This is a genomic window from Massilia sp. MP_M2 (assembly GCF_039123635.1).
Taxonomy (GTDB): Bacteria; Pseudomonadota; Gammaproteobacteria; order Burkholderiales; family Burkholderiaceae_D; genus Telluria.
The window spans coordinates 755,085-780,931 of record NZ_JBCHJF010000001.1 but is presented as its reverse complement, the minus strand read 5'-3'; the positions used below and the strand labels follow the sequence as shown (position 1 = coordinate 780,931).

Below are 25,847 nucleotides of genomic sequence, written 5' to 3'. Positions count from 1 at the left end.
CCCCAAGTGTGGCCGAATCGCATGATAAAATCAGTGGTTATTTGCCTAACGCGGTCTTTGGTGAAATCTTCGATCTCATCTTGGCTCCCTCATTGGCGTCTATTGCGGCGTATTTAATACTAGAAACCAAGCATGTCATTCCTGACCCAGATTTTCGGCAGTCGCAACCAGCGACTGCTCAAGCAATATCAAAAGACCGTGCGTGTCATCAACGCGCTCGAGCCACAGATGGAGCAGCTCTCGGACGCGGAACTGCAAGCCAAGACGCCTGAATTCAAGGACCGGCTGGCCAAGGGCACGACGCTCGACGAGATCCTGCCGGAAGCGTTTGCCGTCTGCCGCGAAGCGGCCAAGCGCGTGATGAAGATGCGCCACTTCGACGTCCAGCTGATCGGCGGCATGGTCCTGCATCAGGGCAAGATCGCGGAGATGGGCACGGGCGAGGGCAAGACCCTGATGGCCACGCTGCCGGTCTACCTGAACGGCTTGTCGGGCAAGGGCGTGCACGTCATTACCGTCAACGATTACCTGGCACAGCGCGATGCCGACCAGATGGGCGAACTGTACGGCTGGCTAGGCCTCACGACCGGTGTCAACCTGTCGCAGCTCGACCACGACAGCAAACAAAAAGCCTACAGCTCGGACATCACGTACGGCACCAACAACGAATTCGGCTTCGACTACCTGCGCGACAATATGGTCTACGACCTGCGCGAGCGCGTCCAGCGCGGCCTGAATTTCTCGGTGGTCGATGAAGTCGACTCGATCCTGATCGATGAAGCGCGCACGCCGCTCATCATCTCGGGCCAGGCCGAGAACCACACTGACCTGTACATCCGCCTGAACGCGGTGCCGCCGCAGCTGGTCCAGCAAATCGGCGAAGAAACCCCGGACGGCAAGGGCAAGATCGAAGTCCCGGGCGACTACCTGAAGGACGAGAAAGCGCACACCGTGCTGCTGACCGAATCGGGCCACGAGCACGCCGAAGCGATCCTGACCGAGATGGGCCTGCTGCCTGAAGGCGCGTCGCTGTACGACGCCGGCAACATCACGCTGATCCACCACCTGTACGCGGCGCTGCGCGCCCACGTCCTGTACCACAAGGACCAGCACTACGTGGTGCAGAACAACGAAGTCGTGATCGTCGACGAATTCACCGGCCGCCTGATGACGGGCCGCCGCTGGTCGGACGGCCTGCACCAGGCCGTCGAAGCGAAAGAGGGCGTGCGCATCCAGAACGAGAACCAGACGCTGGCCTCGATCACGTTCCAGAACTACTTCCGCATGTACGGCAAGCTGGCCGGCATGACCGGTACGGCCGATACCGAAGCCTTCGAATTCCAGGAAATCTACGGCCTCGAAACCGTTGTCGTCCCGCCGAACCGGCTGTCGCAGCGCAAGGACCGCCAGGATCAGGTCTACAAGACGTCCGACGAGAAGTACAACGCGATGGTCATGGACATCCGCGACTGCTACGAGCGCGGCCAGCCGGTCCTGGTGGGTACCACCTCGATCGAGAACTCCGAGCTGCTGTCAGGCATCCTGACCAAGGCCAACCTGCCGCACAACGTCCTGAACGCGAAGCAGCACGCACGCGAAGCGGAGATCGTGGCGCAGGCGGGTCGGCCCAAGATGATCACCATCGCCACCAATATGGCCGGCCGTGGTACCGACATCGTTTTGGGCGGCAATATGGGCAAGCAGATCCAGCTCATCGAAGCCGACGGCAACTTGAGCCCGGAACAGAAAGCGACCCAGTCGCAGACGCTGCGCGACGAATGGCAATCGCTGCACGACCACGTGGTCAATGCCGGCGGCCTGCACATCATCGGCACCGAGCGCCACGAATCGCGCCGCGTCGATAACCAGCTGCGCGGCCGCTCCGGCCGTCAGGGCGATCCGGGTTCGTCCCGCTTCTACCTGTGCCTGGACGACGCGCTGCTGCGCATCTTCGCGGGTGACCGCGTGCGCGCGATCATGGACCGCCTGAAAATGCCGGAAGGCGAACCGATCGAAGCAGGCATCGTCTCGCGCTCGATCGAGTCGGCCCAGCGCAAGGTCGAGGCGCGCAACTTTGACGTGCGCAAGCAATTGCTCGAGTACGATGACGTCGCCAACGACCAGCGCAAGGTGATCTATACCCAGCGTAACGAACTGCTCGAAGCGACCGACATCAGCGAGATGATCAATTCGCTGCGCGTGGGCGTGTTCACCGACCAGGTGCGCATCCATGTGCCGGCCGAATCGGTCGAAGAACAGTGGGACGTCAAGGCGCTGGAAACGACGCTGGCGGGCGAGTGGAGCCTGAACGTGCCGCTGCAGCAGATGCTGCAGGACGAGCCAAACCTGAACGACGACGAACTGCTCGAGCGCGTGCTGGTTGCGGCCGAAGCGTCGTACACCGGCAAGGTCGGCGTCGTGGGCCGCGAATCGTTCGGCGGCTTCGAGCGCAATGTCATGCTGCAAAGCGTGGACACCCACTGGCGCGAACACCTCGCGGCGCTGGACCACCTGCGCCAGGGTATCCACCTGCGCGGCTATGCACAGAAGAACCCGAAGCAGGAATACAAGCGCGAAGCGTTCGAACTGTTCTCGAACATGCTGGACCTGATCAAGAACGAAGTGATTCGCACCGTCATGACGGTCCACATCCAGTCGCGCGAAGAAGTCGAAGCGGCCGAAGCAGCAATGGCAGCGCAAGCGGCCCAGCTCGAGAACGTCAACTACCAGCACGCCGACTACAACCCGTCGGCAGCGCCGGAAGAGCTGTTCAATCCGAACCCGAACAAGGGCGGCGAAGGCGACGCGGTCTCGGCCGAAGACCACAGCAGCTATATGGGCGTGAAGGTCGGCCGCAACGACCCATGCCCTTGCGGCAGCGGCAAGAAGTTCAAGCAGTGCCACGGCAAGCTGGCGTAAGCGCAGCAGGCAGGTAGCAGGTAGAGGCGGCCGGGGAAACCCGGCCGTTTTTTATTGTGGGCGCTGATATTCTGGCGGTCTGGCGGGCGTAGGGTGGACGGCTATGCCGTCCACGCGGTGATCGTTACCGGTCGATACCACGAGAAGGCCCTTCGTTTTACTGCCGGATGACCCGGCTGCCAACCATCACCGCGTGGACGGGAAGACCCGTCCACGCTACGCATCAAGAAAAAACGGAGGGGAGCGCGGCCGGTTTATTTTGGCCCGCAATTTCGTACCGGAGGATCGTGCCGTTACAATAAGAGATTCGCAATTTTTCCAACGAGATCACCATGGCCGTCAATTCCCCCCTGCCTGTCGCAGCCGACCTGAAACCCGTCAACGGCATCGAGATCGGCTTTGCCGAAGCCGGCATCAAGAAGCCCAACCGCAAGGACATCCTCGTCATGCGTCTGGCCGAAGGCGCCACTGTCGCTGGCGTGTTCACGCTGAATCGCTTCTGCGCTGCGCCGGTGCAGGTCAGCAAGGCCAATCTGGCTGCTGTGAAGCATGGCGGCGCGCCGATTCGCGCGCTGGTGGTCAATACTGGTAACGCCAACGCCGGCACGGGCGAAGAAGGCCTGGCCAACGCGCAGGCCACCTGCGCCGAGCTGGCCAAGCTGCTGGACATCGAGCCGGGCCAGGTGCTGCCGTTTTCGACCGGCGTGATCCTGGAGCAGCTGCCGTTGCAGAAAGTCGTCGCCGGCCTGCCGGCTGCGGTGTCGAACCTGAAGGAGGACAACTGGTACAACGCCGCCGAGGCGATCATGACCACCGACACGCAGCCGAAGGCCGCGTCGCGCACCGTCACCATCGGCGGGCATACCGTCACGATGAGCGGCATCAGCAAGGGCGCCGGCATGATCAAGCCAAACATGGCCACGATGCTGGGCTACCTGGCGTTCGACGCCAAGGTCGCGCAGCCGGTGCTCGATGAACTGGTCAAGCATGCAGCCGACCACTCGTTCAATGCGATCACGATCGATGGCGACACGTCGACCAATGACTCGTTCATCATCGTCGCCACTGGCGCCGGTTCGCTCGTGATCGACAAGGCCGAAGGCGCGGATTACGAAGCTCTCAAGGACGCGGTCACCGACATCTCGCGCAACCTGGCGCAGCAGATCATCCGCGATGGCGAGGGCGCTACCAAGTTCATGACGATCACGGTCGACGAAGGCGCCGACGTCGCAGAGTGCCGCAAGATCGCGTATGCGATCGCGCATTCGCCGTTGGTCAAGACTGCGTTCTTCGCATCCGACCCGAACCTGGGCCGCATCCTGGCCGCCGTCGGTTATGCCGGCGTGGACGACCTGGATGTGACGAAGCTCGACCTGTACCTGGACGACGTCTGGGTCGCCAAGGCGGGCGGGCGCAATCCCGACTACAAGGAAGAAGACGGCCAGCGCATCATGAAGCAGTCCGAGATCACGGTGCGCGTCAAGCTCGCGCGTGGCGACGCCACGGCCACGGTCTGGACCTGCGACCTGTCGCACGACTACGTCTCGATCAACGCCGATTACCGGTCCTGATCTTGACGTCGCCACTGGACCAGTTCCTGCGCCGCGCCGAAGGGCTGCTCGAGCGCCTCGAGGCCGTGCTGCCGGCCGCGCATGCCCGTGAACCGGACTGGAAGCGCAGCACGGCCTTCCGCTGGCGTCGTCGTGCGGGCGGTGCCGGCAACTACCTGCAGCCGGTACTGCACGCCTCCACCATCAACCTGGACGACCTGCACCACGTGGCCGCGCAAAAGCGCCAGATCGAGCAGAACACGCGCCAGTTTGTCGCGCGCCGCCCGGCCAACAACGTGCTGCTGACCGGCGCGCGCGGCACCGGCAAATCGTCGCTGATCAAGGCGTGCCTGAACGGCTACGCCGACCAGGGCCTGCGCCTGATCGAAGTCGACAAGGCCGATCTGGCCGACTTGCCCGACATTGTCGATCTGGTCGCGGGCCGGCCCGAGCGCTTCGTGATCTTTTGCGACGATCTGTCGTTCGAAGAAGGCGAGGCTGGCTACAAGGCGCTCAAAGTCGCGCTCGATGGCAGCATCTCGGCGCAGTCCGACAATGTGCTGATCTACGCGACGTCGAACCGGCGCCACCTGATGCCCGAGAAAATGTCGGACAACGCCAGCTACCAGCATGGCGCCGATGGCGACCTGCATCCGGGCGAGACGGTCGAAGAGAAAATCTCGCTGTCCGAGCGTTTTGGTGTGTGGCTATCCTTCTACCCATTCCGCCAGGACGACTACCTTGGCATCGTCGGCCACTGGCTGGCCAGCTTCGGCTGCACGCCGGAGCAGATCGCGGCGGCGCGGCCCGAAGCGCTGCAGTGGGCCTTGCAGCGCGGCTCGCGTTCGGGGCGCGTGGCCTGGCAGTTCGCGAAAGACTATGCGGGCAAGCTGCCGGATCAAGCCGCATGAGTGACGTGAACATTAAACCCGTCGATGTCGCCGTCGGCGTGCTGATGCGCCCGAATGGCGACGTGCTGCTCGGCCAGCGCCCGGACGGCAAGCCATACGCCGGCTACTGGGAATTCCCGGGCGGGAAAGTCGAAGCGGGCGAAGACATCTTCGCGGCGCTGCAGCGCGAGTTCATGGAAGAACTCGGGGTGCAGGTCGTAAGCGGGGAGGCCTGGTGCTGCGTTGAACACGTCTACGAGCACGCCCACGTGCGCCTGTATTTCTACATCTGCCGCGAGTGGACTGGCGAGCCGCAAAGCCTGGAAGGGCAGGCCTTTGCCTGGCAGGGTGCGTATGGCGTCAGTCCGCTGCTGCCGGCGACGATTCCCCTGCTCGAATGGCTCGACCGCGTCCGTTTTGCGGATTCTGTCACCTAACGTTCACCGCATCAAGATCCGTCCAACGCTGGATGGGCGAATTGCCCACAGCGCCAGGCGCGTGTCGGTGGAATGCGGCGCCGGGCGCCTGTCAGCGCTGTGGTGGCTGTGGCGGTGGCGGTTCGTCAAACGGGTCGAGCGGGTCGGCCGGCACGGCGCCTGGGATGACGAATTTTTCTTCGGCCCAGGCGCCCAGGTCGATTTGCTTGCAGCGCTCGGAGCAGAACGGGCGATACTTGTTCGCCTCGGTCCATTCGACTTTCTTGTTGCAGGTAGGGCAGGAGACAACGGTCATCGTACGGTCAGTCTAAAAATTACACAGCGTCAGGTCGAACGGCACATCGATTTCGAGCGGCTTGGGCTTGCAGTCGCCCTCCTGGCTGGTAAAGCGCACCCACAGCATGTACTTGTTGGCCGAAATCTCGGGGATCGCGCCAGTCGTCTCATCGAGCGTCAGGCGCAGCATCTGGTAGATTTTACCCTGCAACATCTGCTGGTAGCTGCCGGCGGCGGCGAACATCTTGACCGATGCGCCTGAATTACGCAGCAGGCGCAGGACCAGCGACAGCGCCTCGAGCAGCGGCGAGAGCGGGCCGAACCAGCCCATGACGTCCTCGAAGCGCTTCTCGAACGGACGCTTTTGCCAGGCGAAGTACGACGGCAGATCGAATTCGCAGGCGCCGCCCGGGATGATGGTGCGGCCGCGAATGCTCATGAGCCATTCGTTCTCGCGCACGTTCTGCCCGGTCTTGCCCTGGCTTGCGACCAGGGCGCTGCTGGCCGCATCGAGTTCGGCCAGCACGGCGTCGAGGGTTTCGGCCATGACGGCCGGATTGCTGCGGTAGGCCAGCAACGACTGCTTCTGGCGTTCGAGTTCCTGCAGCAGGTCGGATTTGAGGTCGGCGCGGCCGGCCACTTCCAGCATGTCGAAGATCGTCGCGAGCGCGACATGGTGCTGCATCGGGTGTTCCTGATGCACGAAGAACTTGAATTTCTCGTACAGGTCTTCCAGCCGCAACAACGTGCGAATCCGCTCGTTGAAAGGATATTCGTAGACGATCAAAATGACATTCCTCTGAATGTAGGCGGGAAGGCAACTGCGTGATTCTGAACCATGCGGCCCGAAATTACAAACACTGCATCACTCTTGTTACACACTTAACGCGAGATACTGTTCATGCAATGCCTGCACCTGCTTTTGCAGGGCGTCCAGGCCGGCATCATTGTCGACGACGTCGTCGGCCTCGGCCAGGCGCCGGGCGCGCGTGACCTGGGTTGCCATGATCGCGCGCACTTCGTCGGCGGAGAGCCGGCTGCGCTGCATGACGCGCGCCACCTGCGTGTCTTCGCTGCAATCGATGGCCAGCACGCGCGTGACGCGTTCGCGCCAGCTACCCGATTCGATCAGCAGCGGCACGACATAGATGACATAGGCGCCCGTGGCCGCCTGGCCGGCCGCCTTGGTTGCGGCGCGGATGCGCGGATGCAGGATGGCTTCGAGCCGCACGCGGGCGCTGGCATCCGAAAACACGAGGGTGCGCATGCGCGCGCGGTCAAGCGCGCCGTCCGGCTGCGCGAAGTCGGGCCCGAATTCGGCCACGATGGCCGGCATCGCCGCGCCCTGCGGCGCGGTCAAGGCATGGGCGATGACGTCGGTGTCGACGATCGTCGCGCCCAGCGCGGCAAACAGATCGGCCACCGTACTCTTGCCGCACCCGATGCCACCGGTCAGCCCCACTGAAAACGTCGGGCTCATCCCAGCAGGCCCGCCGTGAAGCCGCCCAGCTGCGCGCCATACAGCATCGTCAGCAGGCCCGCCGCCGCCAGGTAAGGGCCGAACGGGATCGCCTTGTCGCGTGCGCGCTTGGCGAACACGATCAGGCTGATGCCCACGAGCGCGCCGACCACCGACGACAGCAGGATGATCGTCGGCAGCGCGGTCCAGCCCAGCCATGCGCCCAGGCCGGCGAGCAGCTTGAAGTCGCCATAGCCCATGCCCTCCTTGCCGGTAGTGAGCTTGAACAGCCAGTACACCGACCACAGCACGAGGTAGCCGGCGGCGGCGCCGATGACGGCGTCCTGCAGCGGCACGAAGGTGCCATGCAGGTTGATGAGCAGGCCCGCCCACAGCAGCGGATAGGTCAGGTCGTCCGGCAGCAGCTGGGTGTCGAAGTCGATGAAGGTCATCGCGATCAGGAGCCACGCGAAGACCAGGCTGGCCATGCCCATCGCGCCGCTGCCGAAGGTCCAGACCAGCAGGCCAGAGACGATGGCGGTGAACAGTTCGACGGCCGGATAGCGCGGCGAGATCGGCGTCTTGCACTTGCGGCACTTGCCGCCGAGGACCAGGTAGCTGATGACCGGGATGTTTTCCATCGCCGTGATCCGGTGCCCGCAGCACGGGCAGGCGGAGCGGGGCACCGTCAGGTTGAAGCGGTCCGTGTGCGGTGGCGGCTGGCCGCTTTCTTGCGCAACATAGTTGTCGGACTCGCGCTGCATCATCTTCGGGATGCGGTAGATGACGACGTTCAGGAAGCTGCCGACCAACAAGCCCAGCAGGGCCGCTACCAGCGTGGGTGCGAGCTGCGCAGGAAGCGCAAACAAAAGGAATTCCAGGGGCATGTCGGTCGTTTCGGGTCGGGTGGCGTGCAGTACGGGCAAGCTGCACGGTAGATTCTCTACAACAACCTTATTGTAGGGCGTTTCCCCCGTTTGGCGAAGCGCTTTGCCGGTCCCCGCGCACGATTGCGACGCCTCACGCGTGGTGCGCTGCCGCGCGCCAGACTCGATCTATCGACGCTCTGTTCCACCACGCCCATGCCAAGCCCGACCTTCACATTCCTGAACCACGCCAGCTGGTTGCTGCGCACCGATAGTGCGCTGTTGCTGGTTGACCCGTGGCTTGAAGGCACCGTGCACAACGACGCCTGCCGCCTGCTCGACGGCACTACCGGCAGCGCGGGCCTGATCGCTGCACTCCATGCCAGCGGCTTGCCGGTGTTTATCTGGTGTTCCAGTAGCCGGCCCGATCACCTGTCGCGCCTGTTCATACAGCGTTTTCGCGCCGAGTTTCGCGGCATCGCCACCTTTCTCTGCCGCGAGGGCGACTGGCGCCTGGCCCACGAACTGCGGCGTTACCGGCTGGCCGTCGCCGAATGCCCCGCTGGCGCGCCGCGCGCGCTGGCCCCCGGCCTGCACCTGACGGCCCATGCCGATGGCGAGTGCGAGTCGTATTGCCTGATCGCCTGCGGCCGATACACGCTGCTGCACCTGGGCGAACGGGTGCTGGCCACCGCCGCGGCATGCCGTCGCGCCGCCGCGCAACTGCGCATGGCGCAGGTCCGTGTCGATCTGCTGCTGACCAGCTTTGCCGACCTGGCCTGGCATGACAATCCAGACGATGCCACCGGGAGCGACGCCTTGGCCAAACGCGGCATCGCGCGCATGGCATGCCAGGCTGAAGCCTTCCGGCCACGGCTGGTCGTGCCGGTTGCCTCGTTCGCGCAGTTCAGCCGCATCGACAACGCGTGGCGCAATCACGGCCGCAGCACGCCGCTGGACGTGCTCGAGGCACCAGGGCTGGCCGGGTTGCATGGCGTCATCCGGTTCATGGCGCCCGGCGCGCAGTTCGATCTGACATCGGTGACGCCGGCCACCTTGCGCGCGCAGCACGACACTGCGCTGGCCTACTGGATGACGCGCTGGCGCGAGCAGCCCGCGCCGCTGCCACGCCCGCCCCAGGCCACGCTGGCCGCGCTCAAAGAGGCGTTCGCGAGTTACCTCGACCGCGCCGGCATGCAGTTGCATGGCCTGCCGCGCTGGCTGGAATGGCTCGGCGTCGTGCGCCCGCTGCGTCTCGCGTTGCCCGATCTGCGCCGGACGATCGTGCTGTCCTACCGGCACGGCCTGCGGCCGCTGGCGCGCGATGCACCGGCCGATATCGCGATGTGCTCGGGGACGGCGCTCTACCTGCTGGGCGCCGAAGACGGATTCGACACAACGGTTGCGGGCGGCTGTTTGCGCAGCATGCATGCGCGCGGCGTGGCGAGGTTCGGGCGTTTTTTCTTGCCTCAGCGTTTATGCCGACGCGTGCTGGAACGGCAACGGCCATCGACGTCAAATGGCGCGTTGCTGCGTGCATTATTGGCCTGGGCGTGGCAAGCAATACGTACACAATTGCCGTAAAGGCGCCAATATCAATTGGCAGCGGTACTGCCGATTACCATCAGCATGCAAGGCCGGAATGAATCCGGGTTGGTCATTTATAGTGTTTTCATCATATAACGTGATGGGATGATTAGAAATGCGCATGGTTTTGTCATTACGGATCAACCATCTATCACTGCCGAGAAAATATCGAAATATTATTGTTTCGATATTAACCGGGCTTTTTTTCGGATGTGATGGCAATTGCAGGTCGTGAATACCGCTGTAACACTGTTTCATTAATGCAACATGTGAAGGTTTTCGCCCCCACCCAGCTATCGCATGTCTCTGCGCCTCTCCCAAGCGTGTTCACGGTGTTCATTGCGATGGCTCGTCTCACCGCGCTATGCCCAGACTCCCCTCATCAAGAAACATTTGTATTGACGACGAGGCTGCTTGCATCGAGACCTGAATCACATGTGCAGCGCAGCACCCGCACAGTGGGTGCAATCCATCCAGTTTATTATAATCATTGAATTTTCTGAATATTCGAATGTTTCAATTGTAAATATGGGGAAAGCTCGGCGTTAATTTCCCAATACGGAAATTAACTGCGGCGGGATCATCAAAAACCGGCGCCAATCGGCGACTCATAATGGGTATTGCCAATACCGGTGCCGGGATTTTCAATGGCGTATCAAGGTCAGCATGGTTATCATGCCAGATGCCTGATGCATATATATCCAACATCAATACGGAGCAAAAAGACATTATGTCCGATGACCAGCAATCTCCTTCCCGGCGCCGCACGCTCATCAAGACCCTGGTCTTCGTGCCGATGGGTGCGGGCGCTGCAGCGGCGCTTCACCAGAACCTGCCCAACGCGACGGCCGCAGCGCCGGCCGAAGGCAAGCCCGACGCCTACACCCCAAAATTCTTCACCGCGACCGAATGGAAATTCGTCATCGCTGCCGTCGATCGCCTGATTCCGCATGACCAGCATGGCCCTGGCGCCGTTGAACTGGGCGTGCCGGAATTTCTTGACCGCCATATGCAGACACCATACGCCGCCGGCGCCATTTGGTATATGCAGGGGCCATTTCTCGAAGCGTCGTCCGAATTCGGCTACCAGGGCAAGCTGGCGCTCAAGGACATCATCCGCGTGGGCATCAAGGCTGTCGATGCGCACTGCGCCAGCAGCTTCTCGGGCAAGGCGTTTGCCGACCTCGACCTGCGCATGCAGGAGGCGGTGCTGAAGGATCTCGAAGAAGGCAAGATCAAGCTGGCCGACATCTCGTCGAAGCTGTTCTTTGCTGATTTCCTCGCCGAAGTGCGCGCAGGCTACTTTGCCGACCCGAGCCACGGCGGCAACAAGAATATGGGCGCATGGAAGATGATCGGCTACCCCGGCATGCGGGGCGATTATCTCGAGTGGGTCAAGATTCGCGACAAACCGTATCCGCTCGGACCGGTCGATCTGGCGGGACGGAGGGGATAAAGCATGTCAATCGTAAAACCAAAAACAGATGCGGTGATCGTTGGCATGGGCTGGGTTGGCGCCATCATGGCCAAGGAATTGACGGACGCCGGCATGAACGTCGTCGTGCTCGAGCGCGGTCCTGACCGCGACACGCAGCCCGACTTCGCCTATCCGCGTGTGATCGACGAGCTCGAAGGCTCGGTGCACCGCAAGTACCTGCAGTCGCTGGCGCAAGAGACCATCGCCATCCGCCACAATGGCACCACGTCGGCCGTGCCGATGCGCCGCATGGGCTCGTTCAAGCCGGGCACGGGCGTCGGCGGCGCCGGTTCGCACTGGTCGGGCTGTCACTTCCGCGCGCTGCCAGAGGACTTCAAGATCCGCAGCATCATGGAACAAAAATACGGCAAGAAGATCCTGCCGGCCGGCATGTCGATCCAGGATTTTCCGATCACGTATGACGATCTGGAACCGCACTTCGATCACTTCGAGTACGTGTGCGGCACCTCGGGCAAGGGCGGCATCATCAATGGTGCGCAGGTCGCCGGCGGCAATCCGTACGAAGGCACGCGCTCGCGCGAATTCCCGCTCGGCCCGAACCCGGACTACCTCGGCGCCGAATACTTCTACAAGGCCGCCAACGCGATGGGTTACCACCCATACCCGATCCCGGCCTCGAACGCCTCCGGCACCTACACCAACCCGTACGGATGCCAGATGGGCCCGTGCAACTTCTGCGGCTTCTGCTCCGACTATGGCTGCCTGAACTACTCGAAGGCGAGCCCGAACGCGAACATCCTGCCGGTGCTGCGTGGCCGCAAGGGGTTCGACCTGCGCACGATGGCGCAAGTGATGAAGGTCAACCTGACGCCGGACGGCAAGATGGCCACCGGCGTGAATTACCTCGATGCCCAGGGCCGCGAGACCGAGCAGCCGGCGGACATCGTCATCCTGGCCGCGTTCTCGCTCTACAACGTGCACTTGATGCTGCTTTCGGGCATTGGCCCGGCCTACGACCCTGTCACCAAGACCGGCACGGTCGGCAAGAACTATTCGTACCAGAACCTGAACCGCGTCTCGCTGTTTTTTGATGAGACCGTGCATGCCAACCAGTTCATGGGCATTGGCGGCGGCGGCGCCACGTTCGACGACTTGAACGGCAACCGCAACGATCCGACCAAGACCGGCTTCATCGGCGGCGGCATCATCTGGGCGCGCCAGCCGGGCGGCGGACCGGTGCGCGGCATCGCGACCGCACCGGGTGTACCGGGCTGGGGCAGCGATTGGAAGAAGGGCGCCAAGGAAGCGATGCGCCATTCGTTCTACTTCGAAGTGCAGGGCTCCTGCATGTCGTACGACGATGCCTACCTCGACCTCGATCCGAACTACAAGGATGGTTTCGGCCGGCCACTGCTGCGCATGACGTTCGACTGGCACGAGAACGAAATCATCGCGTCGCAATACCTGGTCGGCAAGGCGCAGGACATGTGCCAGGTGCTCAATCCATTGGCCATCAAGGGCGATGCGAAAAAGGCGGGCAGCCACTACAACATCAACCAGTACCAGAGCACGCACACCGTCGGCGGCGCCATCATGGGCGACAACCCGAAGACGTCGGCCCTGAACAAGTACCTGCAGTCGTGGGATGTGCCGAACGTGTTCGCGCCAGGCGCCAATGCTTTCCCGCAGAACAATGGCTACAACCCTACCGGCATGGTCGGCGCGCTGGCGTACTGGTGTGCCAAGGCGATCCGTGAGCAGTACGTCAAGAACCCAGGCCCACTGGTCCAGGCATAAGAGGACCAACAGATGACGACGAAAAAACCTGTGAAAAAAGTCCTCCTGGCCCTTGGCATCGTAGGCGCGCTGGTGGTTGCCGGCATGTACGGCTACGCCGTCGCACCGACCGAGACGCGCAAGATCGCACCTGGTCCGCAGCTGGCAGCGGGCGCCAAGCCCGATGCCGGCCTGATCGAGAAGGGGCGCTATGTCGCCACCGCCTCGGACTGTATCGCCTGCCACACGGCACCCGCCGGCAAAGCCTTCGCGGGTGGGCGCGTGATCCAGTCGCCGATCGGCAATCTGTACTCGACGAACATCACGCCGGACCAGGCGACCGGTATCGGCAATTACACGCTGGACGACTTCGATCGCGCGATCCGCCACGGCATCACGCCGACCGGCGGCACGCTGTATCCGGCGATGCCGTTCCCGTCGTATGCCCGCATGAGCGACGACGACCTGCGCGCGCTGTACGCCTACTTCATGCACGGCGTGGCGCCGGCAAGCGCCGTGAACCGCGCAGCCGACATCCGCTGGCCGCTGTCGATCCGCTGGCCGCTCGGCATCTGGCGCAAGACCTTCGTGCCGGTGCAGGGCCCGATGGATCTGTCGAAGTACGCCGACCAGCGCATCGCGCGCGGCGCCTACCTCGTGCAAAGCCTGGGGCACTGCGGCACCTGCCACACCCCGCGCGCGACCACGCTCAACGAGCTGGCGCTGGACGAGTCCGGTCCGGAGTACCTGGCCGGCGGTCCGCTGATCGACGGCTGGCTCGCGGTGAACCTGCGTGGCGACAAGGTCGACGGCAGGGGCAACTGGAGCGAGAAGGATATCGTCGATACCCTCAAGACCGGTCGCAACAGCCATTCCGGCGTGCTCGGCGAGCCGATGCAGGACGTCGTGCTGCACAGCACGCAGAACATGACGGATGCCGACCTGAGCGCGATGGCAGGCTACCTCAAGACGCTGCCGGCCACGGGCAACAAGAAAGCCAGCTTCACGGCCAGCACGGCAACTGTCGACACCATCATGAGCGGCGACGACAGCCAGCGCGGTGTCCAGCTATACCTGGACAACTGCTCGGCCTGCCACCGTGTCGACGGCAAGGCGTCGGGCAATGTGTTCCCTGCGCTGCCGGGCAACCCGACCGTGCTGCAGCAAGACCCGAGCTCGCTGATTCGCGTGATCCTGGCCGGCGCACGCCTGCCATCGACGAAGACGGCGCCATCGGATCTGGGCATGCCGGGTTTTGCATGGCGTCTGTCGGACGAAGAGACGGCGCACCTGACTACCTTCGTGCGCAATGCCTGGGGTAACAAGGCCGCGCCAGTCGGTGCAGCCGATGTGGCCAAGGTGCGCAAGGCACTGAAGGACCACGACATCCACGAGATGGACAAGGGCGATACCAAGCACTAAACGTGTGAGGGTAGCGTGACGGCGGCGCCGTCAGTACAGGGTCATTCACGTGCCCCGGTGCTGGCGGCGCCGCTTTTTTATTCACGGGTAGGGTGGGCGGGTTTCCCGCCCACGCGTTCAACGCACCTTCGCACACCACCGAGCGACGCCAGGCGTGTGTCCATCCCGCCCGACCTTCCTGTACAGTTTATGCTGTGAGACTGAGAGCCCCCGTGACGACGGCAGGTTCGACATCGGCACGCGTCGTGTTTCGCTTGAAGGTGTGCACGTGAACAAACCCCACGCCAGCGGCTGCACGCGCTGGCAACCGAGTTCAGCCTGACGGGGCTGCCGGACCATCCATGACGATCGAACTTGTTCTAGTTGCTGCCAGGAGCTTCCTGTTTGTATTGGTGACGATGTTGCCAATCCTTAATCCGGCCGCCACTGCGCCGATTTTCCTGAGCCTGACCGAAGGCGCATCGCCGACGATCCGGGCGCTGCTGGCACGCCGTATCGCCCGCAATATGTTCTGGCTGATGGCCGGTTCGATGCTGATCGGCTCGTACGTCCTCGATTTTTTCGGCATCTCGCTGCCCATCGTCCGCATTGGCGGCGGCCTGATCCTGGCGTCGGTTGCCTGGCGCCTGCTCGGGGCGACACCTGCCACGCCGGACAGCCGGGCGTCCCTGGCCGAGACCTTCACGCCGGAACACGCCCAGCGCCAAGCCTTTTATCCGCTGACCTTCCCGATCAGCTGCGGCCCGGCCTCGATCGCCGTCGCCATCACGGTCGGCGTTGCCCTGCATGATGTCAAGGTCGTGTTTTCACTGGCGCGCATGGGCGGCGCCTTGCTTGCGCTGGGCCTTATCGGCGTGCTTCTGTACCTCGCGTTCCGCTACGGCGAACATTTCCTGCGCCTGATCGGCGAAGCCGGCACCGCCGTCTTCCTGCGCCTGACCGCGTTTATCCTGTTGTGTCTGGGCGTGCAAATCGTCTGGGACGGGGTGCGTGAACTGGTGCTCGGGCTGATGCCGGTGGCCACCCATCTTGCTGCTTTAATTTGACCTTATGGTCCTGACCTCTGGAGACCATCGATGACTTTCCGTACCACCACACCTGCCTGCATGGCGTTTGCATTATCGGGTTCTCTCTGCTGCAGCGCCGCGTTTGCGCAGGACAAGCCGGAGCTCGACTTCTACGGCTCGTTGCGCACACAAGTCGAATCGGTCCATCCCGACCGCGGTGACTCCTACACCGGCCTGCGCGATGCGTATTCTCGCGTGGGCGTGAGCGGCAATTACCCGATCAATGCCGGTCTGGCGCTCACTGGCCAGGTCGAACTGCCCGTTGATGTGGCCAACGCCAGGCTGCGCGATCCCTATGACCAGGACGAGCCAATCCGCATCGCCAGCGTCGGGGTGAAGGGCACGCTCGGCGCGCTCACCTATGGCCAGCAGTGGATGCCTTACTACAACGCGGTGGCGGCGCCAGTGGACATGTTCAGCACTTACTACAGCGGCTATGCGACCTACACCGTGTTCCGGGTGGCCAAGACGCTCGCGTATACGACGCCGGCCTACAACGGCCTGTCGTTTGGCGCAGGCTATGCCCCCAGCAGCGGCAACCGCCGCTCGACCTCGCGCATCGATGATCGGCGCTGGCAGGCGGTGGCCACCTACGTCCGCGGCGACACCCGCCTGGCGGCCGGGCTCGATGACCGTGGCGACGCGGGCTATGGCAAGAACCGCATCTACGGCGTCACGCTGAGCCACCAGGCCGATGCCTTGTACCTCGCGGTGAAGTACGAGGCATTCCAGACGGGCAATCGCCAGCCAGGCAGCTTTTCGACGGACGGCAACCGCGCCGTCAATCTGTATGGCCACTATGCGCTGGGCAAGAGTACGATCAAGCTGATGATCGCGAAGGTCGACAATTACGGCGACGAGATCGTCCACCTCGGCATTGACTACGCGCTGTCGCCCGACGCCAGGCTGTTTGCCGAGCTGTATCACGAGGCCGAAACGGCGGCGCTGACGACGCGCCGTGGTGGCCTGGCCGATGTGGACGGCGGTGTGCGTGGTGGTCGTGCGCTGGCGGTTGGGCTGCGGTACGATTTTTGAGGCGGCGCGAAAGGGCGGACATTGCTATAAGCGACCAATGGCTCTGGGGACGGCTCTCTGTGGCAAGTCTGGGGCAGAGTGAATGACAGGCCTGACCCCCAAGGGGGCAGAGTTGTGATCCCCAGAGTCGCCCACGTCGCATCTGTATCGGAAAGTCCGATGTGCCAATGCTGATTGGCCCTCGTTCTACTTGCACAATATGACGGCGGCATGAAATCGATCCGGGCCGTAGATTCGGGCAGTGGATTCTGGTAGCGTGACCCGCTTGTACACGCAATCTGCGTCAGTGGCTTAGCGTCGGCCACTTCATCGACTTGCCATCGAGGGACATCATGCCAGCCGTTTCAGTCAATGATCGCCGCTTCCTGCTGACTTTGCTCGCGTTCGGCGCCGAAGCCGGCATCCTGGCATGGGAATACCTGAATGGTGGCGTTCGCTCCCACCACCTGCTGGCGAATCCGGATCTGCCCGCCGTCTCGAACTGGTGGGGGCTGCTGGTAATTCCGCTGCTGACATGGTGGACCCTTAGCCAGTTACGTCGCCGCGCTGAGAGTAGCGCTGCGCGCAGCGCGAACGGTTTTGCAGCGCTGGTCGCGTTCGTTTGCGCTCTGGCTTATGGCCTCGCATTATCGTTGCTGTTCGCGCAAGGCAGCATGCTGGTCGACTACGCCTTCTTCGGTCTGCTAGCCCTGGCGCTAGTGCTGCGTCTGTGGCATGGCGAGTATCTGCTCGGCTTCGTTTTCGGCATGGGGTTCGTGATCGGGCCGATTTTGCCAGGACTATTCGGCGCCGTGATTGCGCTGTTATCGTGGGCGGTTCATACCGTCCGGCGCGCACTGTGGCGCAAGGTCCGCTCCAGGCGCGGTCTGGCATAACTGACAGAATCGTCGCTCGAGCAGCCTTACATTAAAATATACGTGCGAACGAGCCGTGTTTGCCCAATCCTGTCCGAATCCGGCCGGTCACAGCTCAGCAAGTTGTCGAGGTGGAAAAGTCACTGACTGTTTCGACTGGCAGCCGTCGACCCGAACCGAACGGTCAACGGCGTTGTTCGATCGCTGTTATTTGTACTCGATGGGACGACAACGCACAGAGTTTGCCGCTACCCATTCAGCCGCGTTGGCAACCCGATCAACTGAGCTCTCTCCCGGGTGAATCTGGCGCATCGGGTCAATGCCTCCACGAATCACCGGCCCGTCCCCGATTGCATATCGGGATTGTGTCAGCACCAGCGTCGAGCCATCCGGTAAAGGATACGTCACGTTGGCAGTCGTCATCCCTGACGAGGTGCTGCCGAAGGTTTGCACTCTGGCCTCGCCCAGCAGAGCAATCAACAACATTTCCCCCGCACTCGACGTGCGTTTGTCGGTGACGACCGCCAGCGGTCCCTTCTCGAAGCGGCTTGACGGATTGGCGCGGCCTTCACCCGTCCTCTGGCGCATTTCTTCCAGGCCAGCACGATTTACCAGCGCCGTGCGCTTGCCGTCGCGGTCCACCCACATCGCGTTGTTGGCACCGCTGAACAATGGCGACATTGCCACCAGGGGCGGCCAGGCATTCCCACCAGTCTGCTCGCTCAGGTCAACCACCAGGGCGCAGGCATTGGCGATGTCGGGCGTTGCCGCGGCCTCGTCATGAAAGCGTGTCAGGTACGGGCCAAGGGCCGTCATGCTGCTATTGACGACAGGCGGCGGTGTCCAGCGCAGCACTTTGCCTTTGCTTGTTTGTAGCACCTGGAAGGTGGCCGGTGGAAGATCGTTTGCCTTTGATTGCGTGCGCAGTGTGGTCAACTCATGGCGTGCAGGGATCAGGAAACTATGCCCGTTCGTGTCGAGGGTCGCCAGCAGATCGGTGATGCGTGTGTACAGCGCTGTCCGGCCGATTTCCGACGGCTGACCCTCGAGTATGGCCAACAGTGCCATCCTGGCCCGGTCATATTCCGCCTGCTGGCGTGGGTACAGGCCACGGCTTTCGACAAGCGCGACCGTCTTGCTGGCGACGTCACGTGCCAATGAAACAGACAGGGTTTTGGCAGGCGCTTGTGCACCCACTGCAGGCGTGAAACACATGGCGGCCAAGACCGCGATGCCAAATGCTCGATGCATATTGAGATCCGCTTCCAGATGAGGGGAGGATCAAAAGTTTGGCACACTCAACGCGGGAAAGATGCGCACATTTTCACGAGCATCGAAAGGCTGCTCCTGGCTGAACTCAGCCGTTCAATACCAGGATTTTTGATAGGCATACTGACGCTGTAGCCTTGCCCCGAACAGAGGCGAAACTACAGCGACCTGAGTGAGCGCCACGGCGCGTTCACCCCAAAGTTTTCCGAGAACCTGCAGCGATCAATTACACCACCGACCCAAGCTTGAAAATCGGCAAATACATGGCAACCACGAGCCCGCCGATCAGCACGCCCAGAATCACCATGATCAACGGCTCCATCAGTGATGACAGCGCCGCGACAGCCTCGTCGACTTCTTCCTCGAAGAAATCGGCGACCTTGCCCAGCATGGCGTCGAGCGAGCCGGATTCTTCGCCGATCTGTACCATCTGGATCACCATGTTCGGGAACACGTCGGCATTCTGCATCGACGCCGTCAGGCTGGTGCCGGTGCTGACCTCGTTCTGGATCTTGCGCGTCGCTTCCAGGTAGACGGCATTGCCGGACGCGCCGCCGACCGAGTCGAGCGCCTCCACGAGCGGCACGCCGGCGGCGAACATGGTGGCCAGCGTGCGCGTCCAGCGCGCGATGGTGGCCTTGCGGATCACGGAGCCGAAGATCGGCAGGCGCAGCAGCAGGCGGTCCATCGCCTGCTGCATCTTGAGCGAGCGGCGCCAGGCCTGGAAGAAGAAATAGCCGGTGGCGAACATCGACCCGAAGATCAGGTACCACCAGGTGACGAAGAAGTCCGAGATCGCCATCACCACCAGCGTGGGCGTGGGCAGGTCGGCGCCGAAGCTTTCAAACACCTGCTTGAAGGCCGGCACCACCCAGATCATGATCACGGCGGTCACGATGAACGCAATGGCCAGGATGGCGATCGGGTAGGTCAGCGCCGACTTGATCTTGCCCTTGAGCGCGAGCGTCTTCTCTTTGTAGATCGCCAGGCGCGTGAGCAGGTCTTCCAGGATACCGGCCTGTTCGCCGGCCCCGACCAGGTTGCAGAACAGCGGATCGAAGTACAGCGGGAACTTGCGGAACGCGCGGTTCAGGCTGGTGCCGGTCTCGACGTCGTTGCGCAGGTCCTGGATCAGCTTGGCCATCGACGGGTTGCCGTGGCCCTTGCCGACGATGTCGAACGATTGCAGCAGCGGCACGCCGGCCTTCATCATGGTCGCGAGCTGGCGCGTGAACATGGTCAGGTCCTTGTCGGTGATCTTCTTGCCGCTGCGGTAGACCTTCTTCTTGACCTTGGTGACCATGATGCCCTGGCGGCGCAGGGTCACGTTGACGATCGCTTCGCCGCCGGCGCGCACTTCGCCGCGCACGGTGCGCCCGGTCTTGTCCTTGCCTTCCCAGGCGTACACGTTCTCCTTGACCTGTGCGCCGCGGCTCTTGGGGGATAGGGAAGTTGCCATAGGGTTCCTGTTCGCAGTCTTATTCGTTGGTGCAGCCGAGGACTTCTTCGACGCTCGTCAGGCCTTGCTTGACTTTCATGAGGCCCGAGCGGCGCAGCGAGTTGATGCCTTCCTTCTCGGCCTGGGCCGCGATTTCCATCGCGTTGCCGTTGGCGAGGATCAGCGCCTCGATCGCGGGCGAGATCGGCATGATCTGGTAGATGCCGACCCGGCCCTTGTAGCCCGAGCCCAGGCAGCGGTCGCAGCCGACCGGGCCGTAGGGCATCCAGGTATCGTCGATGTCGGTTTCGCGGTAGCCGGCGGCAAGCAGCGCTTCGTGGCTCGTCGCCAGCGGCTGCTTGCAGGTGCACAGGCGGCGCGCGAGGCGCTGGGCCGTGATCAGGATGACCGACGAGGCGATGTTGAACGGTGCCACGCCCATGTTCATCAGGCGCGTCAGCGTCGACGGCGCATCGTTCGTGTGCAGCGTCGAGAACACCATGTGGCCGGTCTGCGCGGCCTTGATCGCGATGTCGGCCGTTTCCAGGTCGCGGATCTCGCCGACCATGATGATGTCGGGATCCTGGCGCAAGAAAGACTTCAAAGCAACAGGGAAGGTCAGGCCGGCTTTTTCGTTGACATTGACCTGGTTCACGCCGGGCAGGTTGATCTCGGCCGGGTCTTCTGCGGTCGAAATATTGATGCCCGGCTTGTTGAGCAGGTTCAGGCAGCTGTACAGCGAGACGGTCTTGCCGGAGCCGGTCGGGCCGGTCACGAGCACCATGCCGTAGGGGCGGGCGATGGCGTCGAGCAGCAGCGCCTTCTGGTGAGGATCGTAGCCGAGCGCGTCGATGCCCAGCTGGGCCTGGGTCGCGTCCAGGATACGCATGACGGTCTTTTCGCCGAACAGCGTGGGCAGCGTGCTGACGCGAAAATCGATCGTGCGCGTGGCCGACATGATCAGGCGCATGCGGCCGTCCTGCGGTACGCGCTTTTCGGCGATGTCCAGGCGTGCCAGCACCTTGATGCGCGAGACCAGCTTTTCGCGGATCGCCAGCGGTGGCGACGCGTGGTCGCGCAGCACGCCGTCCACGCGCAGGCGGATGCGGTAAAACTTTTCGAAGGGCTCGAAGTGGATGTCGGACGCGCCCATCGTCACCGCGTCGATCAGAATCTTGTTCAGGAAGCGCACGATCGGCGCATCCTCGACATCGTTGGCCGCCTCGAGGGGTGGGGCTTCCTTGTCGTCGTCGGCGAACTCGATCGCCGCTTCTTCGCCGGCCAGGTCGCTCAGGTCCTGCTCGGCGCCCTTGGCGATGGTCGCCAGCAGGGCCAGCAGGGCGTCGTGCGGCACGATTACCGGTTCGACCGTGGCTTCGCTCTGGAACTTGATCTGGTCCAGCGCCTGGCTGTTGGTGGGGTCGGACAGCGCGACCGACAGCTTGTTGCCGCGCTTGGCCAGCGCGATCACGCGCTGGGCCTGCATCAGCTTGGCATCGATGGCGCTGGCGGGCAGCACGCCCACCGAAAACGCCGCCAGGTCCAGCAGTGGATAGCCGAAGGTCTCGGCGCAGAACGCGGCCAGCGCGCGCGCCTCGATTGCGCCGCTGGCCAGCAATGCATCGATGAACGCGATCTTTTCCTGTGCGGCTTTCTTGTGCAGCATGTCCGCCTGCACAGCGCTCAGGCGGTTGGCCTGGACGAGCGCGCGCGCAAGGCCCGACAACGGTGTGCCGGTGGTCGGATGAGGGAGGACTGCTGCCATATGAGCCGGGTGTGGGTACCTCAGGAAAGCGACTAGGGCGCCAGAGTCGCCGGCGGATCAAACGATGATGCCTACAGGCACTACTTTTGTAAAGGTTTTGGTGCGGCCAGCAGCAAGGTGGTCATGTGGGCAATCTGGCATGGCGGGCCGGATCGTCCACATGGCACCTGGCGCATTGACCGCGCTACAGAGTGAGCCGCATTGGCTGCGATGAAACACTCTTGGCAAAGCCATTACTGTTGTGGTTGCCTTGCAAAGCTGGGTTTTCGCAACACTTTGCCCCATGCATGATGCATGTTGCGGCCGCCCTTGCCTTGGTCTCGGTCTAGCGTGCGAGCGCCAGGCGCGGGTTCGATGCTGCGCCGGCCACGCCAGGTGCATGCGCAAGCTTGAACACCGCCAGCGCATCGGTCAGGTGGCCGGTCTGGCCCGTCAGCGATTCGGCCGCGGCCGCCGCTTCCTCGACCAGCGCCGCATTTTGCTGCGTCATCTCGTCGATGCTGCCGATGGCCAGGCCAATATCTTCGATGCCTGCGTTCTGGCGCGTACCGGCATCGCGGATTTCGAGCATGATGGTTTGCACCTTGCGCACCGCGTCGACGATCTGCGCCATCGTCGCGCCGGCTTCGTCCACCAGCGTGCTGCCGGCGTCGACCTTGGCGACCGAGTCGCCGATCAATTCCTTGATTTCCTTGGCAGCGGCTGCCGAGCGGTGTGCCAGCGTGCGCACTTCGCTGGCCACGACGGCAAAGCCGCGGCCCTGTTCGCCGGCACGCGCGGCTTCGACGGCCGCGTTCAGGGCCAGGATATTGGTCTGGAAGGCGATGCCATCAATGGTGGAGATGATGTCGACGATGCGTTTGGACGAGGCGCTGATGTCGCCCATCGTCGTGACCACGCCGCCGACGACGTCGCCGCCGCGCGAGGCGATCTCGTTGGCCGTGACCACCAGCGCACTGGCTTCGCTGGCATTGGCGGCATTCTGGCGCACTTCGCCCGTCAGTTCAGCCATGGCGCGTGTGGTGCGGTCGACGTTCGATGCCTGCGATTCGGTGCGGCTGGCCAGGTCGGCGTTGCCGCTGGCGATCTCGCTGCTGGCGCTGGCGATGGCGTCGGCCGAGGCCTTGATGTCGCCCACCAGCGTCGACAGGCGCGTGCGCATTTCTTTCAGCGCGGCCAGCAGGCTGCTGCTGTCGCCCGCCTCGGTGTGGATCTCCATCGACAGGTCGCCGGCGGCCACGGCCTGCGCGATCGTGCGCGCATAGGCCGGCTCGCCGCCGAGCTGCTGCCAGATGGTGCGCACCATGAACCACGAGATCGCCACCAGCACCGCGATCACGATCAGGGCCGACAGCACCATCGCGATGACGGTCTGGCGCACGCTGTTCTTGCTGGCTTCGATGCCGGCAGCAAACTGGCGCTGGGCCAGATCGGCCGTCTTGGCCAGGTCGGCATTGAGCGTGGCCAGTGCCTTCTGCATGGCGCCGACGGTGGCCTGCGGGTCACCTTGCTCCATCTCGAGCATGATGCGGGCCGTGGACAGCGCCGGCGTGTAGTAAGCGGCAAATTCGGTGTTCAGGCGTGCGCTCGTGTCTTGCTGGCCGGGGATTTTCCCCAACTGGTCGAGCGCCGTGCGGACCTTGGCGGCCTGGTTGTTGGCCTGGTCGACGAGCGCCTTGTCGTTCTCGGTGACGGCATCGGTCAGCATCACGGTGACGGCCCCGATGTCGAGCGACAGGACCTTGACAGCGTCCATCAGCGGATAGTCCACCGACTCGGTGGTGGTGATCGACTTCAGGGCGCCGTTCGCGATGGTCGCGCTGATGCCGGCGCCCAGGCCGAAGATGATGGCGGAAATGATGGGTAGTGCCCAGATCCTGCGCTTGATGCTCATGCTTGTCTCCAGATACCACGCCCGCCACGCGGCGCAGTGCCGGTGGCGGGCGTCGTTATTACTTGCTTATGGGGTGAGAACGACCTTGACGCTTGCATCGACGGCGCTCTTGTCGATATAGCCGATGGCCTTCGGGTTGGCGGCGACGGCCGCCTTGACGGCGGCGTGGTCGGCGACTTCCTTCGGCATCGTGGCCTTGCCGGTAAACACCAGCTTGGACCACAGTGCCTTGGCCTGGGCCGCGTCCTTGTCCGCGACCTTCTTGTAGAACTCGGCGCGCACCGCGGCGCTGTCAGGCTGGTCGATCGGCGTCATCGACGTCGATTTACCCAGGAAGAACTGGGCCACCTGGTCCTTGGTCAGCGCGCTCTCGGCGGCTTTCGGGTTGACGACGACGACGACTTCGGCCAGGGCCGGAAGGGTAGTAAAGAGCGTGCTCAGGCAGGCGGCGATGAGGATTTTTTTCATGGTCGCTCCTTAGAACACGAAGTCGAGGGCGACGGCGCCGACGGTCACAGGACCGGAGAAGCCCGGCTTGACGTTGATGAACAGGCCGTTGCCGGTTGGCTTGATGCGGTCGATCTGCACCTTCAGCGCGGCCGACTTGTAGAAGTCCCAGCGCACGCCGATGGTGTCGGTGGTCTGTTCGCCCTGGCCCACGCCCGAGACGGCGATGCGGCTCACGCCGGCGCGCAGCGCCTGCAGGGTCGGGGTGCAGGCGGCCGGGAAGCCGGCCGGGCAGGCGGTCGGCACGGTGTTGTTGATGGTGCTGTCGATCTTCAGTTCCGAGCGCGTGTAATACGGCAGGAACTTGCCGATGCGGTAGCCGCCCATCACGTACCACGACGTGGTGTCGTTGATATACGTCTCGGTCTTGCGCTTGGCAAATTCGCTCTGCAGCACGAAGTTGTTCCAGTCGGCGGTCAGGCCGATCGAGTTGAAGGTGCCCTTGTCGCCGTTGGCTTCGACTTCGCTGGCCAGCGCGGTCAGCTGGGGCAGGCGATAGCCAGCGCCGGCGGCGCGCAGCGAGCCGACCAGCGTATTGAGCGTTGGCAGGTCGTCCAGCGTGATCTTGGTGCGGGCGTGGCCGACGCGCAGCGTGAACGGACCGTTTTCGGCCACCAGGTTCAGCGCCAGGATGTCCTTGCCGCGTACGTGGAAGCTGCTCACCGGGGTCTTGGTGCTGCCGGCTGCGAACTGCGTCGTCAGGCTGGTGTTACCGAAGTCTTTGCGCCAGGTGATGTCGACGCCATCGACGCTGTTAAACGGCACTTGCGAATACACTTCCGACGGCGGGCGCAGCATCGTGTTGGCATACCCGACATTGCGGTAATCCGAGATCATGAAGATCGGCAGGCCCACGCGGCCCACGCGCACGCTCAGCTCATCCGAGATGCGGAACTTGGCGAAGGCCCAGCTCAATTCGGCGCCATAATGCTCCTCGGCGTCCTTGCGCACCAGGCCCTGGCCGGTCAGCGACAGCCACTCGTTGACGGTGTAGTCGACTTGCAGGCCGAGGTTCGAGTCGATACCGGTGCGGAAGTCGCCTGCACTGCCGCTCGCCTGGTTAGGGCGGGCGAATTCGACGCGGTCGTCATCCGAGTAGGTGGCGGCAGCGGTGCCGAAGCCGCTGATTTTTACGGCGTTCTCCTGTGCCTGTGCGACCGACGCGCACAGAGGCAGCGCCAGCAGACTGGCGATCATTGTTTTTTTCATAATAGGAATAAACTGAAACGTAGGCTGCTTGGGACGACGGCGCTAACAAGGGCAGCAGGCAAGAGCGCCGGTACATACTGGAATTTATTCTATCCACCCGGCAATATTGACAGCAACATTTTTATGACACGTGGAGAGTATTTGAGACAATTCGCGCTGTAGTGTGGCCTAACTGACACAGAAGGTGGT

The 25,847-nt window shown here is 63.1% G+C and carries 21 protein-coding genes; 11 read left to right on the top strand and 10 right to left on the bottom strand.

The window, feature by feature from the left end:
- Positions 1-132: 132 nt before the first annotated feature.
- The 4 genes from secA to RCH14_RS03460 all read left to right on the top strand — a co-directional run bounded on the left by secA (position 133) and on the right by RCH14_RS03460 (position 5,796).
- Positions 133-2,919, top strand: coding sequence for a preprotein translocase subunit SecA (secA, locus tag RCH14_RS03475; protein ID WP_343024757.1), 2,787 nt, complete (start codon positions 133-135; stop codon positions 2,917-2,919).
- 332 nt (positions 2,920-3,251) lie between these two features.
- Complete coding sequence (argJ, locus tag RCH14_RS03470) at positions 3,252-4,490, top strand: bifunctional glutamate N-acetyltransferase/amino-acid acetyltransferase ArgJ (RefSeq protein WP_343024756.1); 1,239 nt, start codon at positions 3,252-3,254, stop codon at positions 4,488-4,490.
- Between the two features lie 2 nt (positions 4,491-4,492).
- A complete protein-coding gene (locus RCH14_RS03465; RefSeq protein ID WP_343024755.1) occupies positions 4,493-5,380 on the top strand; it encodes an ATP-binding protein in 888 nt (295 codons plus the stop codon).
- Positions 5,377-5,796: an NUDIX domain-containing protein gene (locus RCH14_RS03460; protein WP_343024754.1), complete on the top strand. Its 420-nt coding sequence runs from the start codon at positions 5,377-5,379 to the stop codon at positions 5,794-5,796. The genes RCH14_RS03465 and RCH14_RS03460 overlap by 4 nt, the downstream gene beginning before the upstream one ends.
- Positions 5,797-5,887: 91 nt before the next feature.
- On the opposite strand, the gene RCH14_RS03455 is transcribed toward RCH14_RS03460, so the two are convergent.
- From RCH14_RS03455 to RCH14_RS03440, 4 genes are all read right to left on the bottom strand, one after another.
- Positions 5,888-6,091 carry a DNA gyrase inhibitor YacG gene (locus RCH14_RS03455; protein ID WP_343024753.1) on the bottom strand — a complete coding sequence of 68 codons (204 nt, stop codon included), beginning with the start codon at positions 6,089-6,091 and terminating at the stop codon, positions 5,888-5,890.
- Positions 6,092-6,103: 12 nt separating this feature from the next.
- Positions 6,104-6,859, bottom strand: a complete 756-nt coding sequence (zapD, locus tag RCH14_RS03450; RefSeq protein WP_343024752.1) for a cell division protein ZapD — start codon at positions 6,857-6,859, stop codon at positions 6,104-6,106.
- Between the two features lie 87 nt (positions 6,860-6,946).
- Complete coding sequence (gene coaE / locus RCH14_RS03445; protein ID WP_343024751.1) at positions 6,947-7,552, bottom strand: dephospho-CoA kinase; 606 nt, start codon at positions 7,550-7,552, stop codon at positions 6,947-6,949.
- Positions 7,549-8,418 carry an A24 family peptidase gene (locus RCH14_RS03440; protein WP_343024750.1) on the bottom strand — a complete coding sequence of 290 codons (870 nt, stop codon included), beginning with the start codon at positions 8,416-8,418 and terminating at the stop codon, positions 7,549-7,551. The genes coaE and RCH14_RS03440 overlap by 4 nt, the downstream gene beginning before the upstream one ends.
- Before the next feature lie 195 nt (positions 8,419-8,613).
- Between RCH14_RS03440 and RCH14_RS03435 the strand changes: the two genes are divergently transcribed.
- The 7 genes from RCH14_RS03435 to RCH14_RS03405 all read left to right on the top strand — a co-directional run bounded on the left by RCH14_RS03435 (position 8,614) and on the right by RCH14_RS03405 (position 17,597).
- Positions 8,614-9,981 (top strand): hypothetical protein, encoded by a 1,368-nt coding sequence (locus RCH14_RS03435; RefSeq protein WP_343024749.1) that lies wholly within the window; start codon positions 8,614-8,616, stop codon positions 9,979-9,981.
- 733 nt (positions 9,982-10,714) lie between these two features.
- Positions 10,715-11,440: a gluconate 2-dehydrogenase subunit 3 family protein gene (locus tag RCH14_RS03430; protein ID WP_343024748.1), complete on the top strand. Its 726-nt coding sequence runs from the start codon at positions 10,715-10,717 to the stop codon at positions 11,438-11,440.
- Between the two features lie 3 nt (positions 11,441-11,443).
- Complete coding sequence (locus RCH14_RS03425; protein WP_343024747.1) at positions 11,444-13,219, top strand: GMC family oxidoreductase; 1,776 nt, start codon at positions 11,444-11,446, stop codon at positions 13,217-13,219.
- Positions 13,220-13,231: 12 nt separating this feature from the next.
- Positions 13,232-14,620 (top strand): c-type cytochrome, encoded by a 1,389-nt coding sequence (locus RCH14_RS03420; RefSeq protein WP_407070047.1) that lies wholly within the window; start codon positions 13,232-13,234, stop codon positions 14,618-14,620.
- Positions 14,621-14,961: 341 nt separating this feature from the next.
- On the top strand, positions 14,962-15,666 hold the full coding sequence (locus RCH14_RS03415) for a MarC family protein (protein ID WP_183557277.1): 705 nt from the start codon (positions 14,962-14,964) through the stop codon (positions 15,664-15,666).
- A 30-nt stretch (positions 15,667-15,696) separates the two neighbouring features.
- Positions 15,697-16,722, top strand: coding sequence for a porin (locus RCH14_RS03410; RefSeq protein ID WP_343024745.1), 1,026 nt, complete (start codon positions 15,697-15,699; stop codon positions 16,720-16,722).
- Positions 16,723-17,054: 332 nt separating this feature from the next.
- The gene (locus RCH14_RS03405) at positions 17,055-17,597 is read left to right on the top strand and encodes a hypothetical protein (protein WP_343024744.1); all 543 of its coding nucleotides are present in this window, start codon (positions 17,055-17,057) and stop codon (positions 17,595-17,597) included.
- 186 nt (positions 17,598-17,783) lie between these two features.
- On the opposite strand, the gene RCH14_RS03400 is transcribed toward RCH14_RS03405, so the two are convergent.
- The 6 genes from RCH14_RS03400 to RCH14_RS03375 form a co-directional block, all read right to left on the bottom strand.
- The gene (locus tag RCH14_RS03400; RefSeq protein ID WP_343024743.1) at positions 17,784-18,827 is read right to left on the bottom strand and encodes a S41 family peptidase; all 1,044 of its coding nucleotides are present in this window, start codon (positions 18,825-18,827) and stop codon (positions 17,784-17,786) included.
- Positions 18,828-19,071: 244 nt separating this feature from the next.
- On the bottom strand, positions 19,072-20,304 hold the full coding sequence (locus RCH14_RS03395; protein ID WP_343024742.1) for a type II secretion system F family protein: 1,233 nt from the start codon (positions 20,302-20,304) through the stop codon (positions 19,072-19,074).
- A 19-nt stretch (positions 20,305-20,323) separates the two neighbouring features.
- Entirely contained in the window at positions 20,324-22,048 is a 1,725-nt protein-coding gene (gene pilB / locus RCH14_RS03390) for a type IV-A pilus assembly ATPase PilB (protein WP_343024741.1), read from the bottom strand.
- Between the two features lie 325 nt (positions 22,049-22,373).
- Complete coding sequence (locus tag RCH14_RS03385) at positions 22,374-23,942, bottom strand: methyl-accepting chemotaxis protein (protein WP_343024740.1); 1,569 nt, start codon at positions 23,940-23,942, stop codon at positions 22,374-22,376.
- A gap of 66 nt (positions 23,943-24,008) precedes the next feature.
- Positions 24,009-24,410, bottom strand: a complete 402-nt coding sequence (locus tag RCH14_RS03380; RefSeq protein ID WP_343024739.1) for a hypothetical protein — start codon at positions 24,408-24,410, stop codon at positions 24,009-24,011.
- Positions 24,411-24,419: 9 nt separating this feature from the next.
- A complete protein-coding gene (locus RCH14_RS03375; RefSeq protein WP_343024738.1) occupies positions 24,420-25,646 on the bottom strand; it encodes a hypothetical protein in 1,227 nt (408 codons plus the stop codon).
- Between the last annotated feature and the right edge of the window lie 201 nt (positions 25,647-25,847).